The following is a 22,674-nucleotide window of genomic DNA, read 5'->3' as shown; positions in this document are numbered from 1 at the left end:
GCACAGCAAAAACAAATATTTAAGATGCATGTTATGAAATGTAACAAAAAATACTAAAAAATCTAAAAATTTTATGAAAAATTATATAGGGCTGATTCGTACCGCGCACATCTTAAAACCGGGCATTTTACAGTCCGGGTCCAAGGCTTCACCAATTAAATCGTTGACGTTTTGCGTGTCAGACCAATGGATGGGGACAAACAACGTGTCTTTTCGTACGTTCTCCGACCATCTGCTCCGCACCGTGATGCTGCCCCGGGGGGATTCTATCTTCACGAGAACACGGTCTTCGATATGATAGTCGGCCGCCGTTTTTGGGTGGATTTCCACAAAGGATTCGAAATGTCTTGCAGCCAAGGCAGAGCTTTTTCTTGTTTGGACGCCTGTTAAGTAGTGAGACATGACTCTGCCTGTCGTTAAATAAAGCGGATAATCGGCTGTCGGCTTCTCTTTAGGAACAGGTGGTTCGTTTGGAATCACACTTAATGCCGCTTTTTGATCCGGATGAGCAAATGATTCTGTAAACAAGCGCCCGGTTCCGGGATGATCAGATTCCGGACACGGCCAATGAATGCCGCCTTCACGTCTGAGCCTGTCGTATGAGATGCCTGAATAATCGGCAACCCCGCCTCGGCTCGCTTCTCTCAATTCATTAAAAATATCCTCCGCTGACGTATAAGAAAAGTAGCGGCCCTTGCCGAGAGCGGATGCGAGATCACAAATGATCTGCCAATCATGCTTCGCTTCGCCGGGGCAGGTGCGGCTCGCTTCTCTTAATGTCACGCGGCCTTCTGCGTTTGTCATCGTGCCTTCGTCTTCCAAATAAGAGGAGGCGGGTAAAATCACATCTGCGAATGCCGCGGTCTCAGAAATAAATAAGTCAACTGCGACAAAAAATCTCAGTTTCTTGATTGCCTGCTTGACGAAATTCGCATTTGGGCCGGAAACAGCCGGATTGGAACACATGAGAAACAGTCCTTTGATGTCGCCGTTATCTATTTTTTCTATCATTTCATAGGCTGAGACACCTTTTCGCGGCAGCTCATCCTGATGAATCCCCCACACCTTCGCAATATGCGCCCGGTGTTCTTCAATTTCGATAGAACGGTAGCCCGGAAGCTGATCCGCTTTTTGGCCGTGTTCTCTCGCGCCTTGTCCGTTGCCTTGACCGGTAATCGCCCCGTAACCTGAGAAGGGCTTGCCGATTTTTCCGGTGATCAGCACCATATTTAAGAAAGCTTTCACCGCCGCGGTACCGTCAGTCTGCTGTTCGATCCCCCGCGCTGTAAAGAGCATGCCGGATGTTTCCTTGGCAAACTTCACGGCGGCCTTTCGCATAAGCTCCAAAGGAACACTTGTCTGCTCGGAGATCTCTTCCAGATCCAAAGCGTCGGTATGCCGTTTGAGCTTATCGAATCCGTTTGTGCGTGTGCGGATAAAGTCTTTGTCTGTAAGCTGTTCGTCAATGCAGATTTTGACGAGTCCGTTTGCCAGAGCGGCGTCTGTGCCGGGCTTGATTTTCAGGTGAAGATCGGCTATTTTAGTCGTCGCCGTTTCCCGGGGATCAATGGCGATAATGTAAGCCCCGTTTTCTTTCGCTTTATCAAAATACGGCATGATCGTCGGCTGGCATTCCGCGATATTGGTGCCTGCCAGGATGATGACACGTGTATGCGGAATGTCCGATAATGGATTCGTCAGGCCCCTGTCCGCGCCGAATGTCTGGCCGGCCGCCGTTGCTGCGGCAGACATACAGAGCCGCCCGTTGTAATCGATGTATTTCGTCTGTAAGCCGACCCGTGCGAACTTTCCAAGCAGATAGGCTTCTTCATTTGTAATTGAGGCGCTCCCATAGACGGCCATCGCATCATTGCCGTGTTCGGTTTGGATCAGATTGATTTGTTCCTTTATGCGATTCAGTGCCTCAGCCCAAGAGACAGGCACAAATTCACCGTTTTTTTTAAGCAGGGGGCGTGTAATGCGGGAAGAGTGCACGGCATGCTGATGGGCATTCATGCCTTTTGTACATAAACGGCCATGTGTCGTCGGATTATCAATGCCGATTGCAGTGTATTTCTTCCGTGCCGCGAAGGTTTGTTCCGTAAGCTGCATTTTGCATTGCATGCTGCAGAACGGGCATTGCGTCTCATATGTTTTTTCCGATTGGACATCTTGCAGTTTGTCACGGAAATAACGGAGCATCGGTTCAGTCAAAAAGCTTCATCCTTTCGTATGGCGTTTTCCCGGCAGACAGGTTTTGAAGCAGGGATATGTCTGAACGGAGATTTTTCAGAAGCTGTGTCCGCATATCTTCTTCAAACAGCATTTCTCTGATATGGACGAGGCCGAGTCTGTCAACCCATTGATAAATCGCTTCGTTGTAGTGAGCCGTTTCGCGATAATATTGAATAAGGCCTTTCATCATAGCGGCGGTACTGTCTTCGTTATTCGTCACACAAAAAAGGCTGCCGGCGCGGGCTTGTTTTCCGCGGACGCCCCCGATATAAATTTCCCAGCAAGTTTGTGTCTGAAGCGCGCCGATATCCTGAATGTAAACATCGGTGCAATTGTTTTCACATGACAAGCTGACGGATACATAAGCGGGGACGGCAAGTGTGTCGGTATCTCGTTCAATCCTGCTTGCCAGCTCTTGAAAGGAGCGATGCTGTCCGCACGTACATGCTTTGATTTGAATCGTCCAGCGGTGCCGGGGGGAGAAAACCGGCATGTTCAGTGCTTTTCTGATGGTTGCAAGGTCATTTGGCCTGATTCCGGAAAGCTTCAGCCGGTGACTGTCAGTAATTGAAACGCCGGGGATGCCGTATGTTTCAATGACGTTTGCGATGTTTTTGAGCTCTCCCGCACTTGTCAGTCCGCCGTACATTTGCGGAATCAGGGTGCATGTCTCTTCTGCCGATATTTCATTGAACTGCATAAAATCAGGCCGCATCCTTTCCAGGTAGTAGTGAAGCGCCGGAATACAAATGCGGCAGCCGTTTTCTGTTTTCCAGCCGATCACTTCCATCACCTCGGCGGTATCAGTGAATGGACGGCGCCGAAGTTCGGCGATGACTTCTTCTTCCGTCAAATCGGTGCAGCCGCAAAACGAAGGCTGGCGGGAAGGTTTTGTGTAATCATCGCTTACCATATACTTCAGCAAGTCTTCGACGAGCGGCCTGCATCCCCCGCAAGACCCGGACGCTTTTGTCATGTGCTTCACTTCCTCCGCGGTTTTTAAGCCATATTTGTTCACCGCTTCTTCAATGGAGCCCTTGGTCACTGAGCTGCATTGGCAAATGGTTTCATGGGGTGGCATGGATTCAAAGGATATACCGCCTTGATCGGGTTCCATGAGCTGTTTTTTCACGATGGAAATGTCCCTTTGCTTCACAAGACTGTCGAGAAGCCGCTGTTTACCGCGCGTGTCCCCGAATAAAATAAAGCCGGCCGGTTTATCGTCCTCAAAGAGCGCTTTTTTGTAGATGCCTCCATGCTCATCATGGAACAATATGCCGGCTGTGTGCTCATCCTCGTGCACCTTTCCTGCCGACCATACATCAATACCGGCTATTTTTAAGGCCGCAGATTGTGCAAAGCCTTGAAACCCTTCACACGGAACGCCGCATAGATGCTGTGCGAGCACTTTTCCCTGTTCATAAAGCGGTGCAGCCAATCCGTATACAATCCCGTCATGCTCCGCGCATTCACCGACGGCATACACATTCGGTTTGTTCGTCTGCATGAATTGATTGACGATGATTCCTCGGTTCACTGAAAGTCCGGCAGATGCAGCCAATCGGATATTGGGCCTCACACCGGCGGCCATGACAATCAGGTCTGCTTCTATGGAAGAACCGTCTTTGAAACGGATGCCTTCCGCCCGTGAGTTTCCTGTAATGGATGCCGTGTCTTTCTCTAAAAGAAAGACTAAGCCTTTTCGCTCCAGTTCTTTCTGCAGCAGATGGGATGCCGTTTGATCAAGCTGTTTTTGCATAATGGCGGAAGAGTGGTGAATGACGCTGACGTCCATGCCGAGCTGCCGTAAGCCGACGGCCGCTTCAAGACCTAATAAACCGGCGCCGATGACCGCCGCCTTTTGATACCGGCCGGCCGCATTGATAAGGGATTGGCAGTCTTCTATTGTCCGAAAGCCGCAGACGCCTTCTTTCTCTGCTCCGGGTATGGGGAGAATATAAGGAGAGGAGCCAGTTGCCGCGATGAAATGATCGTAAGTCATGCTGCGCTTCCGATCCGTTGTGACAACCTGCCGTTCTGTATCTATGTGTACAACCGTTTCTCCCGTGGAAAGCGTAATTCCGTTTTTTTCGTACCATTCGCGGCTATTCAGCGTAATGTCATCAAGCGAAACCTCACCTTGTAAAACGGAGGATAAGAGAATGCGATTGTAATTGGGATGAGGTTCGGTTCCGAAAATAACAATCTCAAACATGTCACGGTTCATCTTTAAAATGTGTTCAATACAGCGGATTCCGGCCATTCCGTTCCCTGCAACAATTAATCGTTGTTTCTTCATTCGCCAAACCTCCTTTGCAGCTGCCTGTAAGTTTTGCTTCTCTATGAGAAATTATGGCACATTGCCTGATTAACGCATTAAATGTGTCGCATTATCTTACACATGTCTTTTCCAGTGAATGCCGGTCATATATTCTTGATTCAGCAATTTGAAATGATAGAAGACCAGAAAGGAGAATGTTATGAAGCTGTCGGAATTAAAAACAAGCGGCCATCCGCTCACTCTGCTCTGTTCCTTCTTATATTTTGATGTGAGTTTTATGATTTGGGTCATGCTGGGGGCGCTCGGCGTTTATATTTCTCAGGATTTCGGGTTATCTTCTTTTGAAAAAGGGTTTGTCGTGGCTCTGCCGATCTTATCAGGATCTGTGTTTCGGATCATTTTAGGCGTGTTAACGGACAGGATCGGTCCGAAGAAAACAGCCGTGATCGGGATGCTGATTACAATGATCCCGCTGCTTTGGGGGGCATTCGGTGGCCGTTCTTTGACTGAGCTGTATGCGATCGGCATTCTGCTGGGCGTGGCGGGCGCAAGTTTTGCTGTCGCGCTTCCGATGGCGAGCCGGTGGTATCCGCCTCACTTGCAGGGGCTTGCGATGGGGATAGCAGGTGCCGGCAACAGCGGCACTTTGTTTGCGACATTGTTCGGTCCCCGCCTCGCAGAACAGTTTGGGTGGCACAGTGTAATGGGAATTGCGCTTCTTCCGTTGATGATCGTTTTTATACTGTTTATCGTCATGGCGAAGGACTCTCCTGCACAGCCCGCACCGCAGCCGCTTAAAAACTATCTTCACGTTTTCAGGCAGAAGGAGACATGGTGTTTCTGTCTTTTGTACGGCGTCACTTTCGGAGGTTTTGTGGGATTATCAAGTTTTTTGGCGATTTTTTTCGTTGATCAATATCAATTGTCAAAAATCCATGCCGGTGATTTCGTCACAATATGTGTTGCAGCGGGCAGTTTCTTTCGCCCTGCAGGAGGCTGGATTTCAGACCGTGCGGGAGGTGCGAAAGTTCTCGCTGTACTGTTTGTCATCGCGGCTCTGTGTATGGCGGGAGTCAGCAGCCTGCCTCCGCTTTCAACGGTGATCGTTCTGTTGTTTATCGGAATGATGGCGCTCGGTATGGGCAACGGAGCAGTATTTCAGCTTGTCCCTCAGCACTTTGCAAAAGAAATCGGAATGGTGACGGGAATCGTCGGAGCGGCCGGCGGCATAGGAGGTTTTTTCCTTCCCAATATTTTAGGATCATTGAAGCAGATGACGGGAACTTATGCGATCGGTTTTATCTCTTTTTCATGTATCGCATTGCTCGCATTTGTGCTTGTTCTGGCCGCAGGCTATTTTTGGAGAAAAAGCTATGGCACTGAAAACAGTCCTGCGGATGTTTAAGTTTGGGCGGAAGACACGTATGACAGCGTGTCTTTTTTATGATTGATTATTTTTCACTTGATTTTAAACGGAGAATATATCAGAATAAATAGTAACGGTTACGATTTATAACAATGTACATCATGATGAAAAAGGGGCAGGTGCGGGATATAAATCGTAATCATTCTATTTTGTCAGGAGGCTATTTATATGAAAAAAATTCCGGTTACAGTATTGAGCGGCTATCTTGGTGCCGGAAAGACGACCGTTTTGAATCATATTTTACAAAACCGCAACGGTTTAAAAATTGCCGTCATCGTCAATGACATGAGCGAAGTAAATATAGACGCGGGATTGGTGAAGCAGGGAGGCGGCTTGTCAAGGACGGATGAGAAACTCGTAGAATTATCCAACGGCTGTATCTGCTGCACGCTGCGTGAGGATCTATTAGTCGAAGTTGAGAAACTCGCGAAAGACGGCAGATTTGATTATATTGTGATTGAATCAACAGGGATCAGCGAACCGATTCCCGTTGCCCAGACATTTTCTTATATAGATGAAGAAATGGGCATTGATCTGACAACATTCTGCAGGCTGGACACAATGGTGACCGTGGTGGATGCAAACCGCTTCTGGCATGATTTCCAGTCCGGTGACAGCCTTCTTGACCGGAAGGAAGCGGCGGGAGAAGAGGATGAACGGGTGATTGCCGATTTATTAATTGACCAAATCGAGTTTTGTGATGTGCTCATTTTAAATAAATGCGACATGGTGGGCGAAAAAGAGCTTGAACAGCTGGAAACGGTCCTTCGCGCATTACAGCCCCGTGCCAGACTGATCCGGTCCGTCCGCGGAGAAGTGCCCGCCGAATACATATTGAATACCGGTTTATTTGAGTTTGAGGAAGCGAGTTCATCAGCAGGATGGATAAAGGAACTGACGGCAGGTCATGAAGCGCACACTCCGGAAACGGAAGAGTACGGCATCACTTCGTTTGTGTACTCGCGGCGTCTGCCGTTTCATACCGCTCGTTTTGACAGCTGGCTGCATCAATCAATGCCTGACAACATTGTGCGCGCAAAAGGAATTGCTTGGTGCGCAACCCGCAACAGCCTTGCGCTGCTGATGTCTCAGGCGGGTCCGGCGGTTTCGATTGAGCCTGTTTCTTATTGGGTGGCGGCAATGCCGAAACTTGAGCAGGAGCAGATCAAACAGCAGGAACCGGAGATTCTGGAAGATTGGGACGACCAATTCGGAGATCGTCATACGAACCTGGTGTTTATCGGAACAGATTTAGATGAAGCAGCCATTACAAAGGAATTGGATCAGTGCCTGCTCACGCCGTCTGAGTTCGATTCCGACTGGTCGCAGCTTGAAGATCCTTTTCAATGGGATATTCAGCGGGCCGAATAACATACCGGCCAAGTTTAGAAGCAGGTGAAAAGGGAAGGAGTGATGAAAAAGGAGCTGACCAAGTGTGAAAGCACTGACATACCAAGGAAAAGAACATATGGAAGTGAAAGAAGTCCCGGCACCCGCCATTCAAGATGAGAGAGATGTCATCGTTCGAATCACCGCAACCGGGATATGCGGTTCAGACCTTCATTTATATAAAAACGGAATACCCGCCGATCCGGGTTATATCGTCGGGCATGAGCCGATGGGAATCGTTGAAGAAACGGGCAGTCAAGTCAAAAAGCTGAAAAAAGGCGACCGGGTCGTGATTCCTTTTAACATCGGCTGCGGAGAATGTCATTATTGCAAGCACCAGATGGAAAGCCAGTGTGATGAATCAAATCCAAACCCTCATACAGATGCCGGCGGCTTATTCGGTTTCTCGGAGTTTAACGGTAATTATCCCGGCGGGCAGGCTGAATATTTACGTGTTCCTTATGCTGATTTCTCTTCTTTTCTGGTTCCGGCAGACAGTGAGCTTGAAGATGAGCAGGTGCTGCTTCTGTCAGATGTCATGCCGACCGCCTTTTGGAGCGTCCAGCACAGCGGAGTGAAAAAAGGGGATACAGTCGTTATTCTGGGATCAGGCCCGATCGGCTTAATGGCGCAAAAATTCGCGTGGAAAAAAGGAGCTAAACGGGTTATCGCAGTTGATCAAGTCCCGCACCGCCTTGAACATGCGAGACGCATAAACGGAGCAGAGACCTTCAATTTTTCAGAACATGATGAGATCGGGAAACTGCTGCATGAACAAACGTCAGGGGGCGCGGATGTAGTGATTGATTGTGTCGGAATGGACGGCACGCCGCTTTCAAAAGAAAAAACAGAGCAAAAACCGAATCAGTTCGGAACGATCAGTCCGATTCTTACAGCATCAGAAGCCGTTAAGAAGTTCGGAACCGTGCAGCTCACGGGCGCATACATTTCTGAAGCGGACGGCTTTCCGCTCGGCGATTTTTTCACACGCAACGTTTCTTTAAAAATGGGCCAGGCACCCGTTATTCATCTGATGCCGATGCTGTATCAAATGATCGAACAAAATGAAATTGATCCGACGGATATCATTACACACAAAATGAGTCTTGCGGAAGCTCCTGCTGCATATGATATATTTGACAAAAAAGAAGATGGCAACATTAAAGTGATTTTGAAGCCATAGCGAGGAGAAACACGATGAATATTTACAGACCGGCGGGATTTTGGATCAGATTGGGAGCCGTGGTACTCGACTATTTAATTACTTCAGTGCCTTTGGCGATTATTTTTATGCTGGCAACAGGAAAAGATCCGAATGAGAGCGCAATGATCAGCATTATTTTGACTCTTTATGGTATTTTGCTCCCTGTATACTGGAACGGTTATGTTATCGGCAAAAAGATCTGCGGTATCCGCATCGTCAAAAAAGACGGAACTCAGGTAGGCTTTCTCACTATGATTTTGAGAGTGCTTGTGGGCGGCCTGATATATGGGGTGACGTTTGGAATCGGTGTGATCGTGAGCGCATTCATGGTCGGTATGAGAGAAGACAAACGGTCAATCCACGATTTTGTAGCGGGAACGTATGTCACATACGCGCTGCCGGACGAATCGATTGAAAAGAGCGAATAATTTCGCTCTTTTTTTGCATAAAAAATGGATGGGGGAGCAACATATAACAAACGTTAAAGGAGGAAAGAGTCATGAAAAAAGCTGCATTGTCTTTAGCTGCGTTTTTCATTACAGCAATGGTTTTCACAATGCCGGCACACGCCGCCGGAACAAAAATGCCTTCAACAATGTCACTCACGGAACAGCAGAAAAAAGAAATTGAATCACTTGAAAAAGAAGTGCTCGAAAAACGAAAACATGTCATATCCAAATATGTTGAGTACGGGGTCCTGCCGAAAGAAAAAGCAGAACATATTAAACAGCATATGGACAGGCGCTTTAACATGATGAAACAAAATGGGTTTGTCCCGAAGCCTCCGCCTCATAAATTGGAAAAGCGGCATCATCATTCTTAAGCATCCGGCAAGCCGGATGCTTTTTTGTTTTTATCGGGATTGCTCTGAAACGCGTTTCATAACGTATGATATCAATATCATACGCATCAGGAGGATGAAACACATGATACATAAAAAACAGGGCCTGTTCCCTGATACATTTCTATGGGGGTCAGCCTCGGCTGCCTATCAGGTTGAAGGAGCCTGGAATAAAGACGGTAAAGGACCTTCAGTATGGGACTTATTCACGAAAATACCGGGTAAAACGTTTAAAGGCTCAAATGGTGATACAGCAGTCGGCCATTATGAGCGCTATAAAGAAGATATCGTCTTGATGGCAGAAATGGGTTTGAAAGCTTACCGATTTTCTGTCAGCTGGCCGAGAATTTTTCCGAATGGCAGAGGGGAAATTAACGAATCAGGGGTCGCATTTTACGAAGACCTGATCGATGAATTGATTTCTAACGATATTGAGCCGGTGCTGACTCTTTATCATTGGGACTTGCCTCAGGCGCTGATGGATGAATACGGCGGCTTTGAATCAAGAAAAATTATTGATGATTTCAATGATTACTGCATTGCGTTATACAAAAGATTTGCCGGCAAGGTGAAATACTGGGTCACGTTAAATGAGCAGAATTATAATTTTCATAACGGGTTTATAACAGCTGCACATCCGCCCGGCGTAAAGGACAGAAAACGATTTTATGCAGCGAATCATATCGCATTTTTAGCTAATGCCAAAGCGATTGAATCCTTCAGACAATATGTTCCTGACGGTTTGATCGGCCCGAGCTTCGCTTATTCACCGGCTTATCCGCTTACAAGTCACCCTGAAGACATAACTGCATTTGAAAACGCAGAGGAATTTATGAACCATTGGTGGCTTGATATGTATTGCCGGGGGACTTATCCGCAAATTCCTTTCAATTATTTAAAGGAAAAGGGCTGGGCGCCCGCCATTGAAGCCGGGGATATGGAATTGCTTGCGAAAGGCAAGCCGGATTTTATCGGTGTTAATTATTATCAGACGATTACGTACGAAAGAAATCCTCTTGACGGTGTATCGGAGGGGAAAATGAACACGACTGGTCAGAAAGGGACAAACCAGGATACCGGTATACCGGGGCTGTTTAAAACGAAAAAGAATCCTAATCTCGTGACGAGTAATTGGGATTGGACGATTGACCCGATAGGTCTGCGCATCGGCCTCCGGCGTATAACGAGCCGCTATGATCTGCCGGTTTTTATAACAGAAAACGGGCTGGGGGAATTCGATAAAATAGAAGAAGACGGCTCAATTCAGGATGACTACAGAATTGACTATTTACGCTCCCATCTTGAACAGTGCAGAGAGGCCATTAGTGACGGAGTTCGTCTCATCGGCTACTGCAGCTGGTCATTCACGGATCTGTTAAGCTGGCTGAACGGCTATCAAAAACGCTACGGTTTTGTCTATATCAATCGAGATGAAGAAGATGAAAAGGATTTGAAACGGATCAGGAAAAAAAGTTTTTATTGGTACCGAAATGTAATTGAAACAAACGGTAAAAGTTTATAAAAGTTCCCTGAGAGAAATATGATTCTCTCAGGGCTTTCTTTTACATTGCGGCTGCATCAATAATATACGTATCCGCATGAAGATCGGATATTTCGGCAGGCACTGAATAACAGGTAAGGCTGTATCGGCCTTTCGGAATATTAAAAGAAAGCCGCTTTGACATCACGCTTTCAATCTCAATTCCATCTTTTACAGCCTCAAAGGGAACAGTCGCTTTTTTCTCATAGGATGGTACCGGTTCACTTGTGTTAAGCCTGAGGACGATAAATGCCCTCGTATTTCTCCTTGCCTCAAATGAAACAGCTCCGTCAGCTTCCGCATATCCTTTTTCAATGGCTTCATCGGTCCAATCGATAACAGGCGGTTCTGAATCTTTTTGGAAGATTGTAAATTGATGATAAGAAATGGCCAGTTCTTGCGGTTTCCATGATTTAATCAATGCGCTGTTCCTCCTGTTTTTTACTTGATTTTAAATAATACTCTCGTTCCGTCGGGATCATTGGTAAGCTGGTGTCCGACCCAAGAGCCGGCTCCGCGGTTGTCTGCCGGAGAAATATATTCTACGGAGGCATTATTTCCGCCCTGTTTACAAACCGCCATCGGCCATTCATCCCTATCGTATCCCGTTTTGACAGGCACATGTTTAAGAGATTGCTCACGCCGCTTATGTACTCCGTCTCTGTCAATGGTGCATATGCTGGAATGTCCTTCTTTTATCGCGTCCTTAATATGCTTTGCTGTTTCCGGATATCGATCGGACGGAAATAGGATTACCTTGTCGTAATCACTCTTCTGAACGGTCTGCTCGTTATCTGAGAAAAGATCACCCTTGATCAGGGCCGCGACTGCTCCGGCAATGATGATAAGAACAAGCAGCAGTGCTTTTAATGTTTTCAAGAGTATCAATCACCTCCAGTTATAAATTGCTGTTAAGCTGGTCCAAGAATAAAGCAGAATCGGCCGGCTGTAAAGCTGTTAAAATATATTTCTCAGCCGCAATTCAGCTGAATATCTGTAAAACCATCCGCACAAATCAACTTTATTCATTAAAAATTCGATCAGAAAGTGTTTTTTGCCGTTTCCCTATTCAGAAATGAACGGTTGCGGCCGTATCGTCAATTGACTTATTATAGCGATAAGCTCACCGGCGAGGTATCTTCGTCTGCGAGTGTCGTGCGAAACAGGACGATAAAAAGACGGCCATCTGATAAGAAGGCCGTCAGCAAATCATTCCAGATTCGCATGCTTTGTAAACATGTCTGCTGAATTCAATTCTTTTTTCTCCATGATTTTTAGAATAACCGCATCGTAGAACAGCAGAAGAGTTTGTTCGAATAAAGAACCCATCGGCTGAATCGTCTTTCTGTCTCCGCCGGTCTCTTCCTTAGGAGAGCCGGGAATCGTTATTGTAAGATCCGCAAGTTTGCCGAGACTTGAAGCGGGGTTAATCGTTAATGCAGTGATGATGCCGTTAAGGTTTTTGGCTTTTTCAGCCGTATGAAGCAGACTTTTTGTTTCGCCTGAGCCTGAGCCGATGATGACGAGACCGCCTTCTTGGAGGGGAGGGGTAAGCGTCTCACCGACGATGTAAGCGTTCAGGCCGATGTGCATCATCCTCATGGCGAACGCTTTAGCCATAAAGCCGGAACGGCCCGCTCCGGACGTGAAGATTTGATCTGCCGATAAAATCTGATCCGCAAGCTTGTCAGCTTCACTGTCGGATATTAATGCTGCGGTGCGGGATATTTCATTTAGTATTTCATGTAAGTATTCAGTCGTTTTCATGATCCTTGTGTGATCAGCTGTTTCATTTTAGCAGCAGCATCCGCTTTATTGTCAGCTCCCGTAATGCCTCCGCCGACAATGATTAAATCTGGGTTTTGTTTGATGGCTTCAGGAAGCGTATCAAGTTTAATGCCTCCGGCAATTGCGGTTTTAGCGCTCTTGACCGCTTTTTTAATCGCCGTCAGTTCCTCGAATGAATTTTTTCCTTCTGCTTGAAGATCATAACCTGTGTGAACACAAATATAATCAACACCGAGTTGGTCAATTTCTTTTGCCCGTGTTTCAAGGTTTTTTACGTTAATCATGTCGACAAGGATTTTTTTCTGCTGTTTTTTTGCTTCGGCAACCGCCCCTTTGATCGTTGAGTCGTCTGTCGCTCCTAAAACGGTGATGATGTCGGCTCCCGCTTCTGCCGCTTTCATGATCTCGTAACCGCCTGCATCCATGATTTTAAGATCGGCAAGCACTTTCAAGTGAGGAAAGGCTGTTTTCATTTCCTGCACGGCTTTCAGTCCTTCATTAATGACAACGGGAGTGCCGATTTCTACAACATCTATATATTGTTCGACCTCTTTCACAAGTTCAATTGCTTCCGGGATATTTACTAAGTCTAATGCCAGCTGTAATTCCACTTTATATCCACTCCTCTTTTTCATGTATTTCCATTCTATAGAGTGCCCCGCATGTTGAGAAGTACGCACTTTGAAGTCTAATAGTTACTTTGAGGATACTGTCCCCGCAGGCAATGCGCTTTGTTTCAGCAAAACTGCGTGGTAGTATAAACTGACGAAAGTTGTGTGAAAAAGTAAGCGTGTATGAATAGATGATGACCGTACAAAAAGTAAGAGGAAGGAGAATTGTCCGTGAGCCGAATGGATGAGAAAACGTTTAATTGCGAAAAGGAATTGACGCTTGCCGTGATAGGCGGGAAGTGGAAAATGCTGATTATGTGGCACTTGGGAAAAGGAGGGACGAAGCGGTTTAATGAGCTGAAAGCTTTAATTCCGGATATTACGCACAAAATTCTTGTGAATCAGCTCAGGGAGCTGGAGCAGGATCTGATCGTTCACAGGGAAGTTTACCCTGTCGTCCCTCCGAAAGTGGAGTATTCTTTAACGGCGCAAGGAGAAAGCCTTATGCCGATTCTGGACGCCATGTATAAGTGGGGAAAAGATTATATGGAATTAATCAACATTGATAAAACTGCAATAAAGGAATCTTTTTGAAGTGCTCTATGTAAAATAGAGTGCTTTTTTTGCGGTTTAATGAAATCATATTGCGAACATTCGGGCCGTCTGTTTCGGTTCTTGCGCTGTTTTTTCCGGGTCAGCTTACGTACGTAAATTTTTTTCATTCTGCCATAACTGGATATTCGACAGATTTTCATTATAGTTTAAAGATTTTTAATTTTACGTAAATAATATTTTTGAAAATAAATTGCGGGATGCCGCAAAATACCCTCTGGATTCGTCGGATTTTTTTTCGGTGTGCCGCATGAAACTTTTCACCCATTTTTCGGTGATAAAAACAATATTTTCATATAAAGTGAACGTAAGTAGATATATAGAAATACATGCAGAAATAGGTAAACCTTTCGTGCTTACAATCAATGGCTTTTTGTCTTGATTTCTCATAAATTTGATGCCGCATTTCGGACTGCGCGGGTGAACGGATGACGGATTTCGGCGGTGATTGAATCGGGATCGTTTTTGGAGGTAAGTGGTTCTTTTGGCTTGAGAATGAGTTAGGGACATAGAGGGAGGCTGTTTCTAAGGGAGAATTGACAACTTTATCTTAAAAAGGGGAGGCGCACACATATGGAAATAACTTTTTATCCTTTAACAAATGCTCAAAAACGTATCTGGTATACAGAAAAATTCTATCCGAACACAAGCATTTCAAATCTAGCCGGTTTCGGGAAACTCATTTCTGAAGACGGCGTACAGGCTCATTACGTTGAGAAAGCGATACAGGAATTCGTCCGGCGGTATGAGTCGATGAGAATCCGTCTGCGGCTTGATGATGAGGGGGAGCCCGTTCAATATGTGAGCGAATACCGTCCGCTCTCTATCGGGCACACGGATATCAGACAAGCCGGCTGCTCTGCGGACGAGCTGTCCAAATGGGGGCGTGAAGAAGCCGGCAAGCCTCTGGCGTTATATGATCAGGATTTATTCCGTTTTTCCGTGCACACGATCAGTGAAAATGAGGTCTGGTTTTACGCTAATGTGCATCACATTATTTCAGACGGGATTTCCATGACGATTCTGGGCAATGCGATTACTGATATTTATTTGGAGCTTTCAGGCGGGACAAGTGAGGAACAGACGGAGATTCCTTCTTTTATTGAGCATGTGCTGACAGAGCAGGAATATGTGCAGTCGAAGCGGTTTAAAAAGGATCGGGATTTTTGGAACGGGCAGTTTGAGACCGTGCCGGAGCTTGTGTCCCTGAAACGGAGCCAGGCAGATGCGGGTCTTAATGCGAAACGGTTTTCTCAAGAAATTCCTCACGACTTATATGGCCGCATTCATTCATTCTGCGAGGAGCATAAAGTCAGCGTACTGTCTCTGTTCCAGTCAGCTCTGATCACTTATCTCTACAAAGTGACCGGCCGGGATGACGTTGTCACGGGTACGTTTATGGGAAACCGGACGAATGCGAAAGAAAAGCAGATGCTCGGGATGTTCGTATCTACGGTGCCTGTGCGGACAAGCGTTGACGGAGGACAGTCGTTCTTGGAATTCGTTAAAGGCCGGATGAAGGATCTGATGAAAATTCTCCGCCACCAAAAGTATCCGTATAACCTGCTTGTCAATGATTTGCGCGCTTCGAAAAGTTCGCTGAGCAGATTGTTTACGGTGGCTCTGGAGTACCAGGTGATGCAGTGGCAGAAAAAAGAGAATCTGTCCTTCCTGACAGACCCTATTTTCAGCGGAAGCGGTACAAATGATATTTCAATTCATGTGAAGGAACGATGGGACACCGGGAAATTGACAATTGATTTTGACTATCGCAGCGACATTTTCAAGGGGGAAGAGATTGAATCTGTTTCTGAACGTTTGATCACGCTGATTGAAGATGCGATTTCATCTCCTGATCGCATAATTGATGAACTTACTCTTCTTTCTGAATCCGAGAAAGAGCGGCTGCTGAAACGGGCCTCCGGCAATCCGGTGAATTACCGCAAGGAGATGACGATTCCGGGGCTGTTTGAAGAGAAAGTGAAGTCACTGTCTGACAAACCCGCGGTTGTGTATGAAGGCCGAACATTGTCCTATCGCACATTGCATGAACAGTCAGGACGTATTGCCGGACGTCTTCTTCAAGCCGGGATATCAGCCGATTCTCCTGTCGCGGTGCTGCTTGGCCGTTCTGAGCGTGTCATTGCGGCAATATTGGGAATTTTGAAAGCGGGCGGCGCCTATGTGCCGATAGATCCTGACTTTCCAGCGGATCGGATTCAGTACATTTTGGAGGACAGCGGAGCGAAGGCTGTTCTGACGGAAGCCGGAATACAGGCGCCTGCAGCGGATGCCGAACGGATTGATTTTGACGAGGCTGTTCAGTATGAGACGGCTGCGGACGGTGTCAGCACACAATCAGACCGGCTGGCTTACATCATCTACACGTCAGGTACAACGGGGCGGCCGAAAGGCGTGATGATTGAGCACCGGCAAGTTCATCATCTGGTGCAATCACTGCAGCAGGAGATTTATCAATGCGGTGAGCAGACATTAAGAATGGCGCTTTTGGCTCCGTTTCATTTTGATGCGTCCGTCAAACAGATATTCGCCTCGCTTCTTTTGGGACAGACGCTTTATATCGTGCCGAAAACGACTGTAACGAATGGCTCGGCACTGCTGGACTATTATCGTCAAAACCGGATTGAAGCCACTGACGGAACGCCTGCGCATCTGCAGATGATGGTTGCGGCGGGAGATGTCAGCGGAATTGAACTCAGCCACATGCTCATTGGGGGAGAGGGCCTGTCCGCGGCTGTTGCTGAACAGCTGATGACGCTCTTTCATCAATCGGGCAGGACGCCGCGTCTGACGAATGTCTACGGGCCGACAGAAACGTGCGTAGATGCGTCCGTGCATCAGATGTCAGCCGATAACGGAATGAATCAACAGGCGGCGTACGTTCCGATCGGAAAACCGCTCGGCAACGCCCGTCTGTATATATTGGATAAGCACCAGCGGCTTCAGCCCGACGGCACGGCCGGTGAGCTGTATATCGCGGGTGATGGTGTAGGCCGCGGCTATTTAAATCTTCCGGATTTGACCGCAGAGAAGTTTTTGCAGGACCCGTTTAACGGAAGCGGCCGCATGTACCGCACGGGTGATATGGCGCGCTGGCTGCCGGACGGGACGATCGAATATATCGGCCGTGAAGATGATCAGGTGAAAGTCCGCGGCTACCGTATTGAGCTGGGAGAAATTGAAACGGTGCTCAGAAAAGCTCCGGGCGCGGCGCAGGCCGTCGTGCTGGCACGGCCGGATCAGCAGGGCAGCTTAGATGTCTGCGCATATATCGTTCAGGAAAAAGGAACCGAGTTTCACCCTGCCGAGTACAGGGAGTATGTGTCCAAGCACCTTCCTGATTACATGGTGCCCGCTTACTTTACAAAAACGGACGAAATTCCGCTCACGCCGAGCGGGAAGGCGGACCGCAAAAAGCTGTTTGCGCTTGATGTGCAGGCTGTCAGCTCATCCGAATATGCCGCGCCGAGAAATGAAACGGAGGAAATGCTCACCGTCATCTGGCAGGAAGTCCTCGGAATGGACAAGGCGGGCATTTATGATCATTTCTTCGAGTCAGGCGGTCATTCATTAAAGGCAATGACGCTTCTGACGAAAATTCATAAGCAAATGGGCGTTGAAATTCCGCTGCAATACTTGTTTGAGCATCCGACGATTGCGGCGCTTGCCGATTATGCGGAAAACCGAAACGAAGGACCGGCATTCAATGCAATTGAGCCGGCTGAGAAGCAGGCGAGCTATCCGCTTTCGCTCGCTCAGCAGCGGACTTATATCGCAAGCCAATTTGAAGACGCGGGAGTCGGATATAACATGCCGGCTGCGGCCATGATTGAGGGCGCTTTAGACCGTGAAAAGCTTGAGCGTGCATTTTCTGCCTTAATCAGCAGGCATGAAGCGCTCAGAACATCGTTTCAATCAGAGGACGGCACGCCGAGACAAGTGATTGGCGAGCATGTTCCGTTTCATATTGAAATGATCGAAGCGCGCGGAAGAACGAATGAACAGGTCATGAAGGACTTTGTGCGCCGTTTTGATTTATCTGAGGCGCCGCTGTTCAGAATCGGCCTGCAAACGCTCGGTCACAATAGCCATCTGCTGCTGTTTGATATGCATCACCTGATTTCTGACGGGGTGTCTATTTCCATCATGCTGAAGGAACTGGCTGACATCTACGGGGGAAATCAGCTGCCTGAATTGCGCATTCAATATAAAGATTATGCCGTATGGCAGGCGGAACGGGCGAAAGAAGGCTACAAGAAGGAGCGGGCGTACTGGAAAGAAGTCTTCAGCGGGGAACTGCCGGTGCTTCAGCTGCTCCCTGATTATCCGCGGCCGCAGGTGCAAAGCTTTGAAGGTGACCGCGTGTCCGTCAAGCTGCCGAAAATGCTGCGGGAACGGCTGCAGAAGCTTGCCGAGAAAAACGGAGCCACCCTTTACATGGTGCTGTTATCGGCATACTATACGCTGCTTTCTAAGTATTCAGGACAGGAAGACATCATCGTGGGAACACCATCAGCGGGAAGAAACCACTCTGATACCGAGGGGCTTATCGGGATGTTTGTCAACACGCTTGCGCTGCGAAGCTCCGTGAAGCAGGGTCAGACATTTGCCGGCTTGTTAGGTCATGTGCGCAAGCAGGTGCTGGATGCGTTTTCCCACCAGGATTATCCGTTTGAGTGGCTGACCGAGGAGCTGAACGTACCCCGGGACATGAGCAGGCATCCGATATTTGACACGATGTTCAGTCTGCAAAATGCTTCGGACGGAATTCCGGAGATCGGTAATCTGACGCTGGCTCTTTATGAAACAAACTTCAATATCGCCAAATTCGACCTGACCATGCAGGCCCGGGAAACAGCGGAAGGCATTGCGCTTGATTTGGATTATTGCACGAAGCTGTTTAAGCGCTCAACTGCGGATCGCATGCTTGCGCACTATGTCCGTCTGCTGGAGAGAGCGGCAGCTCAGCCGGATGCGAAAATCAGCGAATATGATCTGCTTTCTGAACGGGAGGCTTTGACTCAATTACAGCGGTTCAACCCGGAACGCACGGCATACCCGAAAGAGCAAACGATCGTGCAGATCTTTGAAGAACAAGCCCGAAAGAACCCTGACCGGACGGCTCTTCAGTTCGAAGGGGAAACCCTGTCGTATCAGCAGCTGAATGAACGCGCCAACAGGCTTGCGCGGCATATTCTTTCGGTCGGAGGCGGCGGAAAAACCGCGGCTGTTCTGTGTGAACGGTCAATGGATATGATTGTTTCCATTATGGCTGTGTTAAAAGCGGGGTCCGCCTATGTGCCGATTGATCCTGAGCATCCGGTTCAGCGGATTCAGCATTTCTTCCGCGACAGCGGGGCGAATGTGCTCATGACTCAGCAAAGCCTCAAGCCGCTTGCGGAAAAGGCCGGTTTTCAAGGCGTCATTGTGCTTGCTGATGATGAGGCGAGCTATGAAAAGGACTCTCGCAATCCAGCATTGCCGTTTGATTCCAAAACGATTGCCAATCTCACTTATACATCAGGCACGACGGGAACGCCGAAAGGAAACATCGTCACACATGCCAACATTTTGCGGACGGTAAAAAACACGAACTATTTGACTGTTTCTGAAGAGGACACAGTGCTCGGTCTGTCAAACTACGTCTTTGACGCTTTTATGTTTGATATGTTCGGTTCGCTGTTAAACGGTGCAAAGCTTGTGATCGTCCCGAAAGATACGGTGCTGGATATGTCACGCCTGTCCCGTGTGATCAAACGGGAGAACGTCAGCATTCTGATGATTACGACGGCCCTGTTCCACCTGCTTGTTGATATGGAGCCGTCCTGTCTGACGACGCTTCGGAAAATCATGTTCGGGGGCGAAAGAGCGTCTGTAGAACATGTCAAAAAAGCGCTGGCGGCAGTCGGAAAAGGAAGACTGCTTCATATGTACGGCCCGTCGGAAAGCACGGTGTTTGCGACATACCATCCGGTGGATGTCATTGAAGAGGATACGCTCTCCGTTCCGATCGGGAAACCGGTCAGCAATACGGAAGTCTTTATTATGAACTCAGCCGGACGCATTCAGCCGGCGGGTATCGCGGGAGAGCTGTGCGTCAGCGGGGAAGGTCTCGTAGAAGGGTACTACAACCGTCCTGAACTGACGGAAGAAAAATTTGTAGAGCATCCGTTTAAGGAAGGTGAACGGATGTATAAAACGGGCGACTTGGCCAGATGGCTTCCGAATGGCGATATCGAGTTTATCGGACGTATCGATCATCAGGTGAAAATCCGCGGTCAGCGGATTGAGCTTGGCGAAATTGAGCATCAGCTCCAAAGCCATGACCAGATTCAGGAATGCATTGTGCTCGCTGTGGATCAGGGCGCGGGTGACAAACTTCTTTGCGCGTATGTTGTCGGCCTCCGAGAAATCTCTTCCCGGGAGCTGAGGGAGCATACGGCGAAGGATCTTCCGGCTTATATGATTCCGTCCGTCTTTATTCAATTGGATGAACTGCCTCTTACAGGGAACGGAAAAATCGACAGACGGGCGCTGCCGATGCCGGATGTGACCGCAGCGAATGCCGTGGCATATACGGCGCCGCGCAATGAAACAGAACAAAAACTGGCGGATATTTGGGCTGAGGTGCTGCAAATGGAACGTGTCGGCGTCCATGATCAGTTCTTTGAGATCGGGGGCCACTCGTTAGCGGGGATGAAACTGCTGGCCCTTATCCAGAAGACATTCGGCGTGCAGCTTACCTTAAAGGATCTGTTCACTTCTCCGACGGCTGCGGGGCTGGCGCAGCTGATTGAAGGGGCTGAGCGGAAGGCGGCTGAGAGCATCACACCGGCGGCCGAGCGGGAAACGTATCCGGTTTCTTCACCGCAGAAGCGGATGTTCGTGCTTCAGCAGCTGGAAGGCGCTGAAACAAGCTATAACATGCCGTCTGTGCTCCGCTTAAAAGGAAAGCTTGATGCAGAAAAGCTGAAATCCGTCATGAAACAGCTGACAGAACGCCATGAAGCCTTCAGAACGACATTTGACATAAAGGATGGAGAAACGGTTCAGCGCATATGGGCGGAAGCTGATATCGACATGGAATATTATGAAGCCTCTGAAGAAGATGCTGAACGGATTATTCAGAGCTTTATCCGGCCGTTCCGCCTGGATCAGCTTCCTCTCGTCAGAACGGGACTGGTCAAGCTGGCTGAACATGACCACCTGCTGCTGTTTGATATGCACCATATCATTTCGGACGGCGCTTCAGTCGGCGTGCTGATAGATGAACTGTCCCGATTGTATGGCGGCGAAACGCTTGAGCCGCTGCGGATTCATTATAAAGACTATGCGGTATGGCAGCAGAAATTTATTCAATCAGAGCAGTACCGCAAGCAGGAGAAGCATTGGCTTCGGGAGCTTGACGGCGAGCTTCCGGTATTGACGCTGCCGGCTGATTACAGCCGTCCGGCCGTGCAAACCTTTGAAGGAGACAAGCTGGTCTTTTCTCTGACTGAGGAACAGACGTCGGCTCTTCGCAGTCTTGCGAAACAAACGGATTCTACCATGTACATGGTGCTGCTGGCGTCATACAGCGCCTTTCTCTCAAAACTGAGCGGACAGCATGACATCATTGTCGGCTCGCCGGTTGCGGGACGGTCACATGCGGATCTCGCAAACGTCATCGGTGTTTTTGTGAATACACTCGCGCTTCGTACGTATCCGGAGGCGGACAAAACGTTCACGGACTATCTTAAAGAAGTGAAACAAACCGCTTTACATGCATTTGACGCGCAGGATTATCCGCTTGAAGACCTTCTGCAAAAGGTTGAGGTGCAGCGTGATACGAGCAGAAATCCGCTGTTTGATGCGGTATTCTCAATGCAAAATGCAAATGCGGAAGATCTGGTCATGGAAGGAATTGAGCTGAAGCACCATCCGTTTGACAGAAAAACAGCCAAGTTTGACCTGACAATGACGGCTGAGGACACAGACGAAGGCTTAACGTTTGTGCTTGAATATAACACCGCGCTGTTTAAACCGGAAACGGCAGAGACATGGAAGCATTACTGGCTTCATCTGTTAGAAGCCGCAGCGGAAAATCCGGCTGCGAAGCTTTCTGAGCTTTCATTGGTGAATGAAACAGAAAAACAAGCCCTCCTTAATGCATGGAAAGGAAAAACACTCTCTGTGCCGCGGGACAAAACGGTTCACCGTCTCTTTGAAGAAACGGCCGCCCGCTACGCGAACCGGCCGGCCGCGGCATACAACGGCACGAAATGGACGTACGGCGAGCTGAACGCAAGGGCGAATCGCATCGCGCGCATTCTCATGGACTGCGGCGTCACGGCTGACGAACGTGTCGGCATTTTGACGAAACCGTCCTTGGAAATGGCCGCGGGCGTACTCGGCGTCCTGAAAGCGGGCGCGGCATTTGTGCCGATTGATCCGGACTATCCGGAAGAGCGGATCAGCTACATTCTGCAGGACAGCGGCGCGAAGCTTCTTCTCACACAGGAAGCGCTGGACGTGCCGGACAGCTACAACGGAGAAACGATTCTGCTTGACGGCAGCCGCTCCATTCTGAGCCTGCCGCTTGATGAAAATGATGAAGCGAACCCGCAGACGGAAACAACGGCGGATCATCTCGCTTATATGATTTACACGTCAGGAACGACCGGACAGCCGAAAGGTGTCATGGTCGAACACCATGCGCTGGTGAACCTGTGCTTCTGGCATCACGA

The 22,674-nt window shown here is 48.4% G+C and carries 14 protein-coding genes; 8 read left to right on the top strand and 6 right to left on the bottom strand.

Features of this window, described 5'->3' with window-relative positions:
- Positions 1 to 81: 81 nt before the first annotated feature.
- Positions 82 to 2,214, bottom strand: a complete 2,133-nt coding sequence (nasC, locus tag G9F75_RS14760) for an assimilatory nitrate reductase catalytic subunit NasC (protein ID WP_167409198.1) — start codon at positions 2,212 to 2,214, stop codon at positions 82 to 84.
- Complete coding sequence (gene nirB / locus G9F75_RS14755; RefSeq protein WP_167409197.1) at positions 2,207 to 4,534, bottom strand: nitrite reductase large subunit NirB; 2,328 nt, start codon at positions 4,532 to 4,534, stop codon at positions 2,207 to 2,209. The genes nasC and nirB overlap by 8 nt, the downstream gene beginning before the upstream one ends.
- A 181-nt stretch (positions 4,535 to 4,715) precedes the next feature.
- Between nirB and G9F75_RS14750 the strand changes: the two genes are divergently transcribed.
- The 6 genes from G9F75_RS14750 to G9F75_RS14725 all read left to right on the top strand — a co-directional run bounded on the left by G9F75_RS14750 (position 4,716) and on the right by G9F75_RS14725 (position 10,898).
- On the top strand, positions 4,716 to 5,921 hold the full coding sequence (locus G9F75_RS14750; protein ID WP_014416869.1) for an MFS transporter: 1,206 nt from the start codon (positions 4,716 to 4,718) through the stop codon (positions 5,919 to 5,921).
- Between the two features lie 189 nt (positions 5,922 to 6,110).
- On the top strand, positions 6,111 to 7,313 hold the full coding sequence (locus G9F75_RS14745) for a GTP-binding protein (RefSeq protein ID WP_095273256.1): 1,203 nt from the start codon (positions 6,111 to 6,113) through the stop codon (positions 7,311 to 7,313).
- A 64-nt stretch (positions 7,314 to 7,377) separates the two neighbouring features.
- The gene (locus G9F75_RS14740) at positions 7,378 to 8,514 is read left to right on the top strand and encodes a zinc-dependent alcohol dehydrogenase (protein WP_007609290.1); all 1,137 of its coding nucleotides are present in this window, start codon (positions 7,378 to 7,380) and stop codon (positions 8,512 to 8,514) included.
- A 14-nt stretch (positions 8,515 to 8,528) separates the two neighbouring features.
- Positions 8,529 to 8,963, top strand: coding sequence for an RDD family protein (locus G9F75_RS14735; RefSeq protein WP_021494203.1), 435 nt, complete (start codon positions 8,529 to 8,531; stop codon positions 8,961 to 8,963).
- Between the two features lie 116 nt (positions 8,964 to 9,079).
- Positions 9,080 to 9,358, top strand: a complete 279-nt coding sequence (locus tag G9F75_RS14730) for a YckD family protein (protein ID WP_263612330.1) — start codon at positions 9,080 to 9,082, stop codon at positions 9,356 to 9,358.
- A 103-nt stretch (positions 9,359 to 9,461) separates the two neighbouring features.
- The gene (locus tag G9F75_RS14725) at positions 9,462 to 10,898 is read left to right on the top strand and encodes a glycoside hydrolase family 1 protein (protein ID WP_021494204.1); all 1,437 of its coding nucleotides are present in this window, start codon (positions 9,462 to 9,464) and stop codon (positions 10,896 to 10,898) included.
- A 40-nt stretch (positions 10,899 to 10,938) separates the two neighbouring features.
- Here G9F75_RS14725 and G9F75_RS14720 read toward each other — a convergent pair whose 3' ends face one another.
- The 4 genes from G9F75_RS14720 to hxlA form a co-directional block, all read right to left on the bottom strand.
- Positions 10,939 to 11,337 (bottom strand): competence protein ComJ, encoded by a 399-nt coding sequence (locus G9F75_RS14720; RefSeq protein ID WP_014416873.1) that lies wholly within the window; start codon positions 11,335 to 11,337, stop codon positions 10,939 to 10,941.
- 20 nt (positions 11,338 to 11,357) lie between these two features.
- Positions 11,358 to 11,795, bottom strand: coding sequence for a NucA/NucB deoxyribonuclease domain-containing protein (locus tag G9F75_RS14715; protein WP_003156588.1), 438 nt, complete (start codon positions 11,793 to 11,795; stop codon positions 11,358 to 11,360).
- A 330-nt stretch (positions 11,796 to 12,125) separates the two neighbouring features.
- A complete protein-coding gene (gene hxlB, locus G9F75_RS14710) occupies positions 12,126 to 12,683 on the bottom strand; it encodes a 6-phospho-3-hexuloisomerase (RefSeq protein ID WP_021494205.1) in 558 nt (185 codons plus the stop codon).
- Positions 12,680 to 13,315, bottom strand: coding sequence for a 3-hexulose-6-phosphate synthase (hxlA, locus tag G9F75_RS14705; protein WP_014416875.1), 636 nt, complete (start codon positions 13,313 to 13,315; stop codon positions 12,680 to 12,682). The genes hxlB and hxlA overlap by 4 nt, the downstream gene beginning before the upstream one ends.
- A 231-nt stretch (positions 13,316 to 13,546) precedes the next feature.
- On the opposite strand from hxlA, the gene hxlR reads away from it, so the two are divergent.
- Both hxlR and srfAA read left to right on the top strand, forming a co-directional pair.
- A complete protein-coding gene (gene hxlR / locus G9F75_RS14700; RefSeq protein WP_021494206.1) occupies positions 13,547 to 13,909 on the top strand; it encodes a transcriptional activator HxlR in 363 nt (120 codons plus the stop codon).
- Positions 13,910 to 14,500: 591 nt separating this feature from the next.
- On the top strand, positions 14,501 to 22,674 hold an 8,174-nt coding region (gene srfAA / locus G9F75_RS14695), incomplete at its 3' end, for a surfactin non-ribosomal peptide synthetase SrfAA (protein WP_167409196.1).

This window comes from Bacillus sp. EKM208B, from assembly GCF_011800725.1.
GTDB lineage: Bacteria > Bacillota > Bacilli > Bacillales > Bacillaceae > Bacillus > Bacillus velezensis.
This window is presented reverse-complemented; position numbering and strand designations above follow the sequence as displayed.